The sequence below is a fragment of the Aeromonas sp. TS_SC_11 genome (assembly GCF_057318915.1).
In genome coordinates this window covers 622,965-637,332 of record NZ_CM170470.1, presented here as the reverse complement: position 1 = coordinate 637,332, position 14,368 = coordinate 622,965, and the positions used below count along the sequence as shown (strand labels likewise).

At 60.9% G+C, this 14,368-nt stretch carries 12 protein-coding genes; all 12 read left to right on the top strand.

Annotation, left to right across the window (positions count from 1 at the left end):
* Window position 1: 1 nt before the first annotated feature.
* The 12 genes from ftsL to ftsZ all read left to right on the top strand — a co-directional run bounded on the left by ftsL (window position 2) and on the right by ftsZ (window position 14,361).
* Complete coding sequence (ftsL, locus tag AC1P02_RS02945) at window positions 2–316, top strand: cell division protein FtsL (protein WP_005314205.1); 315 nt, start codon at window positions 2–4, stop codon at window positions 314–316.
* The gene (locus tag AC1P02_RS02940; protein WP_005314203.1) at window positions 313–2,067 is read left to right on the top strand and encodes a peptidoglycan glycosyltransferase FtsI; all 1,755 of its coding nucleotides are present in this window, start codon (window positions 313–315) and stop codon (window positions 2,065–2,067) included. The genes ftsL and AC1P02_RS02940 overlap by 4 nt, the downstream gene beginning before the upstream one ends.
* Before the next feature lie 98 nt (window positions 2,068–2,165).
* Complete coding sequence (gene murE, locus AC1P02_RS02935) at window positions 2,166–3,650, top strand: UDP-N-acetylmuramoyl-L-alanyl-D-glutamate--2,6-diaminopimelate ligase (RefSeq protein WP_485184020.1); 1,485 nt, start codon at window positions 2,166–2,168, stop codon at window positions 3,648–3,650.
* Window positions 3,647–5,002 (top strand): UDP-N-acetylmuramoyl-tripeptide--D-alanyl-D-alanine ligase, encoded by a 1,356-nt coding sequence (gene murF / locus AC1P02_RS02930; protein WP_021140328.1) that lies wholly within the window; start codon window positions 3,647–3,649, stop codon window positions 5,000–5,002. Before murE ends, murF begins: the two co-directional genes overlap by 4 nt.
* Window positions 4,996–6,078, top strand: coding sequence for a phospho-N-acetylmuramoyl-pentapeptide-transferase (mraY, locus tag AC1P02_RS02925; RefSeq protein ID WP_005314196.1), 1,083 nt, complete (start codon window positions 4,996–4,998; stop codon window positions 6,076–6,078). Before murF ends, mraY begins: the two co-directional genes overlap by 7 nt.
* Window positions 6,079–6,081: 3 nt before the next feature.
* Complete coding sequence (gene murD, locus AC1P02_RS02920) at window positions 6,082–7,365, top strand: UDP-N-acetylmuramoyl-L-alanine--D-glutamate ligase (protein ID WP_485184017.1); 1,284 nt, start codon at window positions 6,082–6,084, stop codon at window positions 7,363–7,365.
* Window positions 7,362–8,546, top strand: coding sequence for a cell division protein FtsW (ftsW, locus tag AC1P02_RS02915; protein WP_005314192.1), 1,185 nt, complete (start codon window positions 7,362–7,364; stop codon window positions 8,544–8,546). Before murD ends, ftsW begins: the two co-directional genes overlap by 4 nt.
* The gene (gene murG, locus AC1P02_RS02910; RefSeq protein ID WP_485184014.1) at window positions 8,543–9,628 is read left to right on the top strand and encodes an undecaprenyldiphospho-muramoylpentapeptide beta-N-acetylglucosaminyltransferase; all 1,086 of its coding nucleotides are present in this window, start codon (window positions 8,543–8,545) and stop codon (window positions 9,626–9,628) included. Before ftsW ends, murG begins: the two co-directional genes overlap by 4 nt.
* Window positions 9,625–11,079, top strand: coding sequence for a UDP-N-acetylmuramate--L-alanine ligase (murC, locus tag AC1P02_RS02905; RefSeq protein ID WP_058394594.1), 1,455 nt, complete (start codon window positions 9,625–9,627; stop codon window positions 11,077–11,079). Before murG ends, murC begins: the two co-directional genes overlap by 4 nt.
* Window positions 11,080–11,176: 97 nt before the next feature.
* A complete protein-coding gene (locus AC1P02_RS02900; RefSeq protein ID WP_058394593.1) occupies window positions 11,177–11,929 on the top strand; it encodes a cell division protein FtsQ/DivIB in 753 nt (250 codons plus the stop codon).
* Window positions 11,910–13,169 carry a cell division protein FtsA gene (gene ftsA, locus AC1P02_RS02895; protein WP_005314183.1) on the top strand — a complete coding sequence of 420 codons (1,260 nt, stop codon included), beginning with the start codon at window positions 11,910–11,912 and terminating at the stop codon, window positions 13,167–13,169. The genes AC1P02_RS02900 and ftsA overlap by 20 nt, the downstream gene beginning before the upstream one ends.
* A gap of 40 nt (window positions 13,170–13,209) precedes the next feature.
* Window positions 13,210–14,361 carry a cell division protein FtsZ gene (ftsZ, locus tag AC1P02_RS02890; protein ID WP_005305686.1) on the top strand — a complete coding sequence of 384 codons (1,152 nt, stop codon included), beginning with the start codon at window positions 13,210–13,212 and terminating at the stop codon, window positions 14,359–14,361.
* Window positions 14,362–14,368 lie beyond the last annotated feature (7 nt).

Below are 14,368 nucleotides of genomic sequence, written 5' to 3'. Positions count from 1 at the left end.
CATGAGCGAGGTGCGTGTTCATCTGGCCAAAGAGATCCTCGCTGATCTCTGGCGGCACAAGTTGCCGGTTGTACTGGCCTTTGCCGTGCTGATCACCGCCTTTGGCGTGATCCTGGTGACCAACATGACTCGCGGTCTGACAGCCAAGCAGAACGATCTGATGGCCGAGGAGGATCGACTCAACATCGAATGGCGCCACCTGCTGCTGGAACAGGGCACCCTGGCTGAGCATTCCCGGGTGGCGAGTCTGGCCATGGACAAGTTGCAGATGGCTCGCCCGCTGGTGACCACCGAGAAGGTAATTACACAACCATGAAACGCAAGGCATCTGCCAAGACTCCACCCAAAGCCAAAGCGCCGTCACTCTATCCGTGGCGCTTTCGCACGCTGGTGTTCTTTATCGGCATTGCGTTTGCCGGCCTGATCCTGCGGCTGGCCTGGATCCAGGTAATTGATCCGGATCGACTGCGCCAGGAAGGGGATATGCGCTCCCTGCGAACCACCTCAACCCAGGCTGTGCGTGGCATGATCACGGATCGCAACGGCGAACAGCTGGCGGTGTCAGTACCAGTAGAAGCGGTCTGGGCCGACCCCAAAACCGTGCACGAATCTGGCGCCATCCATAATGAGCGCGCCTGGCTCGCGCTCTCTGCCGTGCTCAAGCTCGACATCAATACCCTCAAGCACCGCATCTCCAACCCGAGCAAGCGCTTCGTCTACCTGCAGCGGCAGGTAACACCGGCGGTGGCGGAATACATCAAGGGCCTCAAGCTGGGCGGCATTTATCTGCGTCCCGAGGCACGTCGCTTCTATCCGACCGGCGAGATCAGCGCCCATCTGGTGGGGGTAACCAACATAGATGGCAGTGGCATCGAGGGGATTGAGCGCAGCTACAACGAGTGGTTGACGGCGACGCCGGGCGAGATGCGGGTGCGCAAAGACCGCCAGGGCAGGGTCATAGAGCGACTCGGGCTGGTCAAAGAGGGCAAGAACGCCAACGATCTGCAGCTGAGCATCGATCAGCGGGTACAGGCGCTCGCCTATCGAGCCCTCAAGCATGCCACCGACGAGAACAAGGCGACGTCCGGCTCCATGGTGATGCTGGATATCAAGACCGGCGAGGTGCTCGCCATGGTCAACACCCCCTCCTACAACCCGAACAACCGCGGTCAGTACCAGAGTTTCCGGGTGCGCAACCGGGTAGTGACAGATACCTATGAGCCGGGTTCGACCATCAAGCCCCTCATCCTGTTGAGCGCCCTGCAGGCGGGTGTCACCAGCTGGAAGGACATTATCCCTGGTGGGCCCCTGTTTATCGGGGCCAAGCAGATCCGCGACGTGAGTATCCACAAAGCGACCAACCTGTATGACATATTGCGCTACTCCTCCAACATCGGCATGTCGCGCATCGCGCTGCGGATGCCGGCGCAGGAGATGATCAATACCCTCAGCATGGTCGGCTTCGGCATGGATACCGGCAGCGGTCTGATGGGCGAAAGCAGCGGCATGCTGCCCCAGCGCCGCCGCTGGTCCGATATCGAGCGGGCAACCCTCTCGTTTGGCTATGGCCTGCGGGTCACCCCGCTGCAACTGGCTTCTGCCTATGCCACCTTGGCCAACAAGGGCAAGCGGGTGCCGCTTTCCATCGTCAAGGTAACCACGCCGCCCAAGGGTGAGCAGGTCATCGACCACAACAATGCCACCGCCATGCTGCAGGCGCTGGAGTATGTGGTCAGCAATGCCATCCCGAAAGCACAGATCCCAGGCTATCGGGTTGGTGGCAAGAGTGGTACCGCCAAAGTCGCTGTCGCCGGCGGTTACGGCAAGGACTACATGGCCTGGTTTGCCGGTTTCGCCCCGGCCAGCAATCCCCGTTTCGTCATGGTGGTGGTGATCAACGAGCCAAAGGGCAGCGCTTACTATGGCGGTGCCGTGGCGACGCCACCGTTTGCCGAGGCCATGGGTGGGGTGCTGCAACTTTTCAATATTCGTCCTGATGCGATACCGCCTTCGGTACCCCCCAAGCTTGCCCGTACGGAGGCCACCCATGCTGCGCCACGTACTTGATCTGCTGCATTCCTTGTTTGTTCCTGTTGTTCTCGGGGCCTTTTCCATGTCGCTTTACCGTTTGAGCACCCGCCTTCTCGCCTGTACGGAGGCTTCCCATGTTGCACCGCGCACTTGATTCACTGCTGCGCCCCTTTGGCATAAGTGCTCCGGCGCTCAGCCTCACCGATATCCAGCTGGACAGTCGGCGGGTCGGGCCAGGCTGTCTCTTTATCGCTATCCGCGGGCATCAGATGGATGGCAGACGGTTTATCGAACAGGCGGTGGCTCAGGGAGCGACCGCCATCGTGTTTGAGGAGGACGGGGAATTTGTCGCGCCGCCTCTGACCATTCCCTGCATCGGGATTCGTGATCTGCCTGCCAGGCTCTCCGAGCTGGCTGGCTATTTTTACGGGCAACCAGCCAGCAAGCTGGATCTGGTGGGCATCACTGGTACCAACGGCAAGAGCACCACTGCGCTGCTGGTTGCCAACTGGCGCACCCTGCTGGGTGGCAAGGCCGGCGTGATGGGCACCATAGGCAATGGCCTGTTCGGTGAGCTGGTTGAAGCAGAAAACACCACTGGCAGTGCCGTGCAGGTGCAGGCCAATCTTGCGAGCCTGCAACAGCAGGGGGCGGATCTGGTGGCAATGGAGGTGTCCAGCCATGGTCTGGTACAGCATCGCGTTGCGGCGCTGCCGTTTGCCGCCGCCGTTTTCACCAACCTGAGCCGGGATCATCTGGACTACCACGGCACCATGGAAGCCTATGGCGCCGCCAAGGAAGAGCTGCTCAAACTGGTCGATGAACCCTGCGCCGTCATCAATGCCGATGACCGGCTGGGGTACCAGTGGCTGGCGGCCTATCCTGGCGCGGTGGCATTCAGCGTAAACGGCCCGATTGCAGACCATCCGGGTCGACAGCTGACGGCGCAGGATCCCCACTTCCACCAACAAGGTTTTCGCACACAGATTAACTCCAGTTGGGGGAATGGTGTATTATCCGCCCCCTTGCTCGGCCGCTTCAACGTCAGCAATGTGCTGGCCGCCATGGGCGCCATGCTGGTGCTCGGTTATGACTTCAACGCGCTGTTGGCAACCGCGCCTCAATTGCAGCCGGTGACTGGTCGCATGGAGTGCTTCGGTGGCGGCAATGCACCGCTCGCCGTGGTCGATTATGCCCATACCCCGGACGCGCTGGAGAAGGCGTTGCAGGCCCTGCGGGTGCACTGCGAAGGTCAGCTCTGGTGTCTGGTAGGGTGCGGTGGCGATCGGGACCGAGGCAAGCGCCCCATGATGGCTGCCATGGCAGAGCAGCATGCGGATCGCGTGATCCTCACCGACGACAACCCCCGTACCGAGGAGCCGGCCCAGATCATGGCGGACATGGTGGCGGGCCTTCGTGATCCTGCTGCCGTGCAGATTGAGCACGACAGGGTCAAGGCGATTGCACTGGCCCTCGGTCAGGCGGGCAAACAGGACATCATCCTGGTGGCCGGTAAGGGCCACGAGGATTATCAGGTCATTGGAACCGACAAGCGGCACTACAGCGACCGGGAAACCGTCGCCGCCGCCTTGCACACATTATTGGAGTCATTCACATGATGACCCTCAGGCTTGCTGACCTGGCGCAGGTGCTCGATGCCCGTCTGATTGGTGAAGACGGCGAGATCACGACTGTCAGTACCGACACCCGCACCTTGGGGAAGGGCGCCTTGTTTGTTGCGCTGCGCGGTGAGCGTTTCGATGCCCACGATTTTTGCGATCAGGCCGTTGCCGCAGGGGCGTCTGCCCTGCTGGTGGAGCGCGAGCTGCCATTGGCCATTCCACAGCTTGTCGTGACCGACAGTCTCAAGGGGCTGGGGCATATCGGCAAGCTGGTGCGCGAGCGCATCAATCCGAAAGTGCTGGCCATTACCGGTAGCTGTGGCAAGACCACGGTGAAAGAGATGGCGACCGCCATCTTGCGCCACGAAGGGGAAGTGCTGGCCACCGCCGGCAACTTCAACAATGAAGTGGGCGTGCCGCTGACCCTGTTGCGGCTCGAACCGCAGCACCAGTTTGCGGTGATGGAGCTGGGTGCCAACCATCCGGGCGAGATCGCCTGGACCACGTCGCTGGCCCGACCCGATGCCGCCCTCATCAATAACGTGGCGGCTGCCCATCTGGAGGGCTTCGGCTCCCTTGAGGGGGTCTTTCACGCCAAGAGCGAGATTTTTGAAGGTCTGAGCGAGCAGGGAACCGCCATCGTCAACGCCGATAGCGCCTTCTGGCCCAAGTGGCAGGCAGCCGGGATCCACTGTGCCTTCTCCATCGAGGATCAGAACCAGCCTTTCCATGCCCGTGGCATAGCGCTCAACGGGCAGGGCTGCGCCGAATTCGTGATGGTGACGCCGAACGGGGAATTGAGCCTGACTCTGGCCATTCCAGGTCGCCACAACGTGGCCAATGCCCTGGCTGCTGCCGCAGGCTGTCTGGCGCTCGGAGCTTCGCTTGCCTCCGTCAAGGCGGGGCTGGAGCAGATGGCGCCGGTCAAGGGACGCTTTTGCGTACAGCGCTGGGGTGGTCTCACTCTGGTGGATGACACCTATAACGCCAGCGTGGAATCCGTGCTGGCGGGTATCGATGCCCTGACTGCCATGGGCGGCTACAAGGTGTTGGTATTCGGTGACATGAAGGAGTTGGGTGAGGAGTCTGCCGAGCAACACGCCCGGGTCGGACGCCATGCCAGTGAGTGCGGTCTGGACGCCGTGCTGACAGTAGGGGAACAGAGTCGCCACACCGCAGATGCCGCGGCTGGCCGACATTTCGATAACAAGGCGTCGTTGTTTGAAGTGCTTGCGCAAATGATAAATACACATCAAGAAATTTCGATTCTGGTCAAAGGTGCCCGCGGCTCCCGCATGGAAGATATCGTCAAGATGGTCGTTGACCGTCAGGAGTCAGCCACATGCTAGTCTGGCTGGCGGAACTGCTCACCCCGCACTTCACCTTCTTCAACGTATTCTCCTACCTGACGTTTCGCGCCATTTTGTCGATCATCACGGGTCTGGTGGTGGCGCTCTGGATGGGGCCTCACCTCATCCGTCGCCTGCAGATCCTGAAATTCGGTCAGGTGATCCGCAACGACGGCCCCGAATCCCATCTGAGCAAGCGGGGCACCCCGACCATGGGGGGGCTGATGATCATCGCGGCCATCTTCATCTCTGTGCTGCTCTGGAGCCGTCTCGACAACCCCTATGTCTGGCTGGTGCTGTTCGTGCTCGGTGCCTACGGCGCCATCGGCTTTGCCGATGACTACCTCAAGGTGGTGCGCAAGAATACTGACGGCCTGATCGCCCGCTGGAAGTACTTCTGGCAATCCGCCGTTGCGCTGCTGGTGGCTGTGTTCCTCTATACCACGGCCACCCACGACGGCCAGACCCAGCTGGTGGTGCCCTTCCTCAAGGATGTGATGCCGCAGCTGGGACTGATGTTCATAGTGCTGACCTATTTTGTCATCGTCGGCACCTCCAACGCGGTCAATCTGACCGACGGTCTGGATGGTCTGGCCATCATGCCGACCGTGATGGTGGCAGGGGGCTTTGCCCTGATCGCCTGGGCGACCGGCAACGTCAACTTCGCCAACTACCTGCATATTCCCTACGTGCCCTATACCTCCGAGCTGGTGATCGTTTGCACCGCCATCGTCGGGGCGGGTCTGGGCTTTCTCTGGTTCAATACCTATCCGGCCCAGGTCTTCATGGGGGACGTCGGTTCCCTGGCCCTCGGCGGCGCGCTTGGCACCATAGCCGTGCTGGTGCGCCAGGAGTTTCTGCTGGTCATCATGGGGGGGGTCTTCGTGATGGAGACTGTCTCGGTGATACTGCAGGTGGGATCCTACAAGCTGCGCGGCGTGCGCATCTTCCGCATGGCGCCAATCCATCACCATTATGAGAAGAAGGGCTGGCCGGAGCCGCGCGTCATAGTGCGTTTCTGGATCATCACTCTCATGCTGGTGCTGCTTGGCCTCGCCACCCTGAAGGTGAGGTAAGCCATGGTCATCATCATCGGACTCGGTAAAACCGGACTCTCCTGCGTCGATTACTTCCTCGGCCGTGGCATCACGCCTCTGGTGATGGATACCCGCGCCAATCCACCTGGCAAGGATCAACTGCCCGCCGAGGTAGAACTGATCCATGGGCTGGATGGCGATCTGCTCAAGCAGGCGCACATGATAGTGGCGAGCCCGGGCATTGCCCTGGCCACTCCCGAACTGAAAGCTGCGGCCGAGTTCGGGGTGAGTATCGTTGGTGATATCGAGCTGTTCGTGCGCGAGACACAGGTGCCGGTGATCGCCATCACGGGTTCCAACGGCAAGAGCACAGTCACCACCCTGGTCGGCGAGATGATTGCCGAGGCCGGCCTCAAGGTTGGCGTTGGTGGCAACATAGGCACGCCAGCGCTGGAGCTGCTCAAGCAGCCGATGGATCTCTGCGTGCTGGAGCTTTCCAGCTTCCAGCTGGAGACCACCCACAGCCTGCGTGCCGCCGCCTCCGTGGTGCTGAACCTGTCTGAAGACCATATGGATCGTTATCAGGGCATGGCCGATTACCGCGCCGCCAAGATGGAGATCCACCAGCATTCCAAACACATTCTGGTCAACCGGGACGATGTCCAGACCCAGCCCGACGTGGGTCAGGTATGGCAGAGCTTCGGTCTCGACTGCAACGGCTATGGCCGCTGCCTGCTGGATGGCCGCCACTGGTTGACCCTGCACGGTGAGCCGCTGCTCCCCGTGGACGAAATGAAGATCGTCGGTGCCCACAATCAGGCGAATGCTCTGGCCGCCATGGCCCTGTGCGATGCGGTGGGTATTCCCCGCGAGCCGCAACTCGCCGTGCTGCGCCGTTTTGAAGGCCTGCCCCACCGCGCCCGCTTCGTGCGGGAGGTGAACGGAGTGCGCTGGGTCAACGATTCCAAGGCCACCAATGTGGGCGCCACTCTGGCTGCCGTGGCCGGTGTGCGGGAAGCGGTCAAGGGACGCCTGTTGCTGCTGGCCGGTGGTCAGGGCAAGGGACAGGATTTTGGTCCGCTGCAGGCACTGCTTGGTCACCAGATCGATCACATGTATTGCTTCGGTCAGGATGCAGACATACTGCTCGCCCTCGGTGAGCAAACCGAGCGGGTATCTGACCTCGATGCCGCCGTGGCCAAGGCCGCGGCCGATGCCAGACCGGGTGACTGGGTGTTGCTGGCGCCGGCCTGCGCCAGCCTGGATCAATTCAAGTCGTTTGAAGCCCGTGGCGATCACTTCACCGACATGGTGCTGGCACTATGAGCGCCCTTCGCTCCGTCGCAGGATTGCTGCAACGCTGGTTGTTACCGGCGCGCCCTGCGGGTCTCTACGATCGGCAGCTGGTGGTTCTGGCGCTGGCATTGATGGCGGTGGGGCTGGTGATAGTGGCCTCGGCCTCGATCCCGGAGGGGATCGCCATCAACAACGATCCCTTCATGTTCGTGAAGCGTCACGGCCTGTTTCTGGTGATGGCCCTTGGCATCTCCTGGTTTGTGCTGCAAGTGCCCATGGCACGCTGGCAGCATTACAACGGTCCCATGCTGGTACTCGCCATCCTGATGCTGGTGCTGGTGTTGCTGGTGGGGCGCAGCGTCAACGGTTCTATCCGCTGGCTGCCCCTTGGCCCCTTCAACCTGCAACCGGCGGAGTTTGGCAAGCTGGCGCTGTTTGTCTATCTGGCGGGCTACCTGGTGCGCCGCCAGAGCGAGGTGCGCGAGCGCTTCATCGGCTTCATGAAGCCGATGGCCGTGCTGTTCGTGGTGGCTATCCTGCTGCTGGCCCAGCCTGATCTGGGTTCTGTGGTCGTGATGTTTGTCACCTCTTTGGGGATGTTGTTTCTGGCGGGGGCGCGCCTGGGCCAATTCATCGGCCTTATCCTGGTGGGGGTGAGCGCCGTAGTGACTCTGGTTATCGCCGAGCCGTACCGGATGCGGCGGGTGACCTCCTTCCTTGACCCCTGGGCCGATCCGTTCGGCAGCGGTTACCAGCTGACCCAGTCGTTGATGGCGTTTGGTCGTGGTAGCTGGTTTGGTGAGGGGCTTGGCAACTCCATCCAGAAGATGGAATACCTGCCGGAGGCCCACACCGACTTCGTGTTTGCGATCCTGGGTGAAGAGCTGGGTTATGCCGGCGTGCTGGGCGCGCTGTTTCTCATTTTTGCGCTCTCGTTCAAGGCGCTCAAGCTGGGTCACCAGGCTCTGGTTGCCGAGCGCTTGTATGAAGGCTATCTGGCCATCGGCATCGGCATCTGGTTCAGCTTCCAGACCTTCGTCAACGTCGGCGCCGCCAGCGGCATGATGCCCACCAAGGGGCTGACCCTGCCGCTGGTCAGTTATGGCGGTTCCAGTCTCATCATCATGATGGTGGCGGTGAGCATGCTGGTTCGTATCGATTTCGAGTTGCGTCAGGCCAGTGCCCAGGCGCGTGTGCGGGAGGTTTCGTGAGCAAGACACTGCTGGTGATGGCAGGCGGTACCGGGGGCCATGTGTTCCCTGGCTTGGCCGTGGCCGATCGCCTCAAGGCCCAGGGCTGGACCATCCACTGGCTCGGCACCGCCGACCGTATGGAGGCCGAGCTGGTGCCCGCCCACGGTTATCCCATCTCCTTCATCGACATTCAGGGAGTGCGTGGCAACGGCATCAAGCGTCTGCTGGCCGCCCCGTATCGCATCGTCAAATCGGTGCTGCAGGCTCGCCGCGTGCTCAAGACCATACGGCCCGACGTTGTGCTCGGCATGGGCGGCTTTGCCTCAGGCCCTGGCGGCGTGGCGGCCTGGTTGTCCGGTATTCCCCTGCTGCTGCACGAACAGAATGCGGCGGCCGGCCTGACCAACAAACTGCTGGCGCGCCTCGCCAAGCGGGTGCTGATGGCCTTTCCGGGGGCATTTGCACCGAGTCGTCGCACCGCTGTGGTGGGCAACCCGGTTCGACCCGAAGTGGTCGCCTTGCCGGATCCGCAGCGAAGCAGCAGCACAGAGCCGCTGCATCTGCTGATCGTCGGTGGCAGCCTGGGAGCCCGGGTGCTCAACGAACAGGTGCCAGCGGCGGTTGCGGCTGCCGGCGTGCCAATTGAAGTGCGTCACCAGTGTGGCAAGGGCAACCGTGAATCTGTCGCACTGGCGTATGCCAAACAGGGCGTCGAGGCCGAGGTGAGCGAGTTTATCAAGGACATGGCTGATGCCTATGCTTGGGCCGATCTGGTGGTGTGTCGCGCGGGGGCCCTGACCGTCTCCGAAGTGGCCGCTGCCGGCGTCGCCGCCATTTTTGTGCCACTGCCCCATGCGGTGGATGATCACCAGACCCGCAACGCCCTGACCCTGGTCGATGGTGGCGCTGCTGAATTCCTGCCCCAATCCGAGCTGACCACGGCCTCGCTGGCTGCGCGTCTCTCCTGGCTTTCCGGGCGCAGGGAAACCCTATTGAACATGGCCCAGGCCGCCCGTCGTGTTGCCATTACCGATGCCGCCGAGCGGGTTGCCGATGAATGCAAGCGACTTGCAGCCGGGCAGAATGAGAGAGAACTATGACCAAGGTTGAACTGGCAAAACTGCGTACCATGATCCCTGAAATGCGTCGGGTGCGTCGCATCCACTTTATCGGCATAGGTGGCGCCGGTATGGGCGGGATCGCCGAGGTGCTTGCCAACGAAGGGTATCAGGTTACCGGTTCTGATCTGGCCCGAAATGCGGTGACTGAGCGACTGGCGTCGCTGGGTGCCCATATCTTCGTGGGGCACAGTGCTGAACACGTGAGCGAGGCGAGCGTGGTGGTGGTTTCTACCGCAATCAAGCAGGATAACCCCGAGTTGCTGGCTGCCCGCGAGTTGCGCATACCCGTGGTGCGCCGCGCCGAGATGCTGGCCGAGCTGATGCGTTTTCGTCATGGTATCGCCATAGCGGGGACGCATGGCAAGACCACCACCACCAGTCTGGTGGCGAGTATCTATGCAGAAGCGGACAGGGATCCGACCTTCGTCATCGGCGGTCTGCTCAACAGCGCCGGTACCAATGCGCGTCTGGGCAGCAGCCGTTACCTGATTGCAGAAGCGGACGAGAGCGATGCCTCCTTCCTGCATCTGCAGCCCATGGTTTCCATAGTGACCAACATCGAAGCGGATCACATGGAAACCTACGGTGGCGACTTTTCCAAGCTGAAGGCCACCTTCATCGACTTTTTGCACAACCTGCCGTTTTACGGTCTGGCCGTGGTGTGTGTGGATGACCCCGTGATCCGTGGCATGTTGCCCGAGATCGCTCGCCCGACCATCACCTACGGTCTGAGCGACGACGCCGATGTGCAGGTACTGGACTTCGTGCAGACCAGCAATCGCAGCTGTTTCCGGGTGCGTCGCAAGGATGCAGGCGAGCTGGCAGTGACCTTGAACCTGCCTGGCATCCACAATGCGCTCAATGCTGCCGCAGCGATTGCTGTCGCTACCGAAGACGGGATCGGCGATGATGCCATCATATGTGCGCTGGCCAAGTTTGAAGGGGTAGGACGCCGCTTCCAGCAATATGGTGAATTCGAGACAGGTCGTGGCAAGGCCATGCTGGTGGATGACTACGGTCACCACCCGAGCGAAGTCAAGGTGACCATCAATGCCGCACGCGCCGGTTGGCCGGACAAGCGCCTGGTCATGGTGTTCCAGCCACACCGCTACACCCGTACCCGCGATCTCTATGAAGACTTCTCGGACGTGCTCTCCAAGGTGGATGTGCTGGTGATGCTGGAAGTCTATGCCGCCGGCGAAGAGCCAATCCCCGGGGCAGATGGTCGAGCCTTGTGCCGCTCCATCCGTTCCCGTGGCAGCCTGGAACCCATCTTTGCCGCTACTCCGGACGATGTCCCTGCAATACTGGCGGACCTGATTGGCGAGGGGGATCTGGTGCTGACCCAGGGGGCCGGGAACGTAGGTGCCTTGTCCCGTCGCCTCAGTGAGATGAAATTGAGCATCGACAGCATGAAATCCGGCGCCTGAGGGCCCAATGAGTATTTTGACCGCCAAGCCGGCGCCTATATAATGGCGAGCCGGTCTGCAAAGGGCCAAAGTGGCGCGTTAAACGGGGAAAGATCGGGTGGAGGCAAGTGCACAAGGGCGCACCAAGGGTGGCTTCATTGCAGGGGTGACATTTTTCATCCTGGTCATGTGGGGTCTCTACCAGACTGCGCTGGATGTTAAAGGTTGGCTGACGGATGCCAACCGGTTGCCCATGAGCGAGCTCTTGCTGCAGGGGCAACACCAGTATTTGCAAACCGACGAGTTGCGTAGCGCCGTGCTGGATGGTGCCGAGCTGCGTAACTTCTTCGAGTTGGACGTTAACGAATTACAGGCGCGGTTGAACGCCTTGCCTTGGGTGGCCCAGGTCTCTGTACGCAAGAAGTGGCCAAACAAGATCAAGGTCTATCTCACCGAACAGGCGGTAGCGGCACGCTGGAATGGCAACCGCTTCGTCAACACCAAGGGTGAGGTGTTCAGTGCGCCGGACAGGGTGAAGACCCCCCTGATGCAGCTATCCGGGCCTGAAGACCAGGCCGCCAAGGTGCTGGAAGCCAGCCGTCAGTACGAGGCGCAGCTGGCGGCCAGAGGATACAAGTTGCTGGGGGTGAATCTGACTCCCCGCCATGCCTGGGAATTGACCCTGGATGGCAACATTCAGCTGTTTTTGGGGCGCGCGGATATTGCGCTCCGACTGCAGCGGTTTATCGATGCTTTTCCGGTCATCGAACCCCGTGAGCGGGTTGCTTATGTGGATCTTCGATATGACACCGGAATGGCTGTTGGCTGGAAGAAGAACGAAGAGAAAGTGAATGACCAAAACCGCAGATAGAAATCTGATTGTCGGACTGGATATCGGCACAACCAAGGTGGCGGTTCTGGTCGGCGAAGTGCTGCCAGACGGTGAGCTCAATGTCATCGGCATGGGCAGTCACGCCTCGCGTGGCATGGATAAGGGCGGGGTCAACGATCTCGATTCCGTGGTCAAGTCCCTGCGTCGTGCGGTGGAAGAGGCAGAGATGATGGCCGACTGCCAGATCAGCTCTGTGTATCTGGGGCTGTCCGGCAAGCATATCGATTGCCGCAACGAAACCGGCATGGTGCCCATCTCCGATGAGGAGGTGACCCAGGAGGACGTGGACAACGTCATCCACACCGCCAAGTCGGTACGTTTGTCCGATGAGCTGCGGGTGCTGCATGTGCTGCCCCAGGAGTTTGCCATCGACTACCAGGAAGGGATCAAGAACCCGGTTGGTCTGTCCGGTGTGCGGATGGCGGCCAAGGTGCACCTGATCACCTGCCACAACGACATGGCCCGCAACATTGAAAAATGTGTGGAGAAGGTCGGCTTGCGAGTGGATCAGCTGATCTTCTCCGCGCTGGCTTCCAGCTATGCCGTGCTGACCGAAGACGAGAAAGAGCTGGGGGTCTGCGTGGTGGACATAGGTGGCGGTACCATGGACATGTCGCTGTTTACCGGCGGTGCCCTGCGCCACACCAAGGTGATCCCGTACGCCGGCAGCACAGTGACCAGCGATATCGCCTACGCCTTCGGCACACCGCCGCTTGACGCAGAAGCGATCAAGGTGCGCTATGGCTGTGCACTCGGCCGTCTGGTCAGCAAGGAAGACAATATTGAAGTACCCAGTGTCGGCGGTCGTCCGGCGCGTAGCCTGCAACGGCAGACACTGGCTGAAGTGATTGAACCCCGTTACACCGAGTTGCTCTCCATGGTGAATGATGAGCTGGTGCGGGTACAAAGCGAGTTGAAAGCGCAGGGGGTCAAGCATCAGCTGGCAGCCGGTGTGGTCTTGACCGGCGGCGCTGCCCAGATCGAAGGCATTGTGGAGTGCGCAGAGCAGATCTTCCAGAGCCAGGTCCGGGTGGGAGAGCCCATGAATATACGGGGATTGAGTGATTATGTGCAGGCACCTGTGTACTCGACCGCGGTCGGGTTGCTGCAGTACGGCCGCACCCATCAATCTTCAGGCAGTAGCAAGGAATATGCCGCCAAGGCAAGCGTAGGTGGGCTGGTCAAACGGGTCAGCAACTGGTTGCGTGGCGAGTTCTAAAAGATTTTGCTGAGTCAGGCAAATAAAGCGGAGAGACAACATGTTTGAATTTATGGATAGCCACACTGACGAAGCCGTCATTAAAGTGATTGGTGTGGGTGGCGGCGGCGGTAACGCAGTCGAGCACATGGTTCGTCAAAACATCGAAGGTGTCGAATTCATTACCGTCAACACTGACGCCCAGGCTCTGCGTAACTCCAGCGCCAACACAACTCTGCAGATCGGTGGTGGCATCACCAAGGGTCTGGGTGCCGGAGCCAATCCGGAAGTGGGTCGTGATGCGGCCATGGAAGACAGGGAAGCGCTGCGTGAGCTGCTGACCGGTTCCGACATGGTGTTCATCGCCGCCGGCATGGGTGGTGGTACCGGTACCGGTGCTGCACCGATCGTGGCCGAAGTGGCCCGCGAGATGGGTATACTGACAGTTGCTGTCGTAACCAAGCCGTTCTCCTTCGAAGGGAAAAAACGGATGGGCTTCGCCGCCCACGGCATCGAAGAGCTGTCCAAGAACGTCGACTCCCTGATCACCATCCCCAACGACAAGTTGCTGAAGGTACTGGGTCGTGGCATCTCCCTGCTGGACGCCTTCAAGGCAGCCAACGATGTGCTGCTGGGTGCGGTACAGGGGATCGCCGAGCTGATCACCCGTCCGGGCCTGATCAACGTCGACTTCGCGGACGTGCGTACCGTGATGCGTGAAATGGGTACCGCCATGATGGGTACCGGTTCCGCCTCCGGTGATGACCGTGCCGAAGAAGCGGCCGAGAAAGCCATCTCCAGCCCGCTGCTGGAAGACGTGGATCTGGCCGGTGCCCGTGGCATCCTAGTCAACATCACCGCCGGTATGGACATGACCATTGAAGAGTTCGAAACCGTGGGTAACGCGGTCAAGGCCTTCGCATCCGAGAACGCCACTGTGGTGGTGGGTACCGTAATCGACCCGGAAATGCACGACGAACTGCGTGTGACCGTGGTGGCTACCGGTATCGGTGCCGAGCGCAAGCCCGACATCACGCTGGTCAAAAACAACATGGTACAAGAGCGTCCGGCCCGTCAGCCCCTGATCAGCGAAGCCCTGCAGTCTCGCGTGATGGAAGAGGCTCCGGCCAAGGTGGTCAACGCCGAGCCGCAAGCTCGTCGTGAACCGGATTATCTCGATATTCCTGCGTTCCTGCGCAAGCAAGCTGACTAAGCCTCTA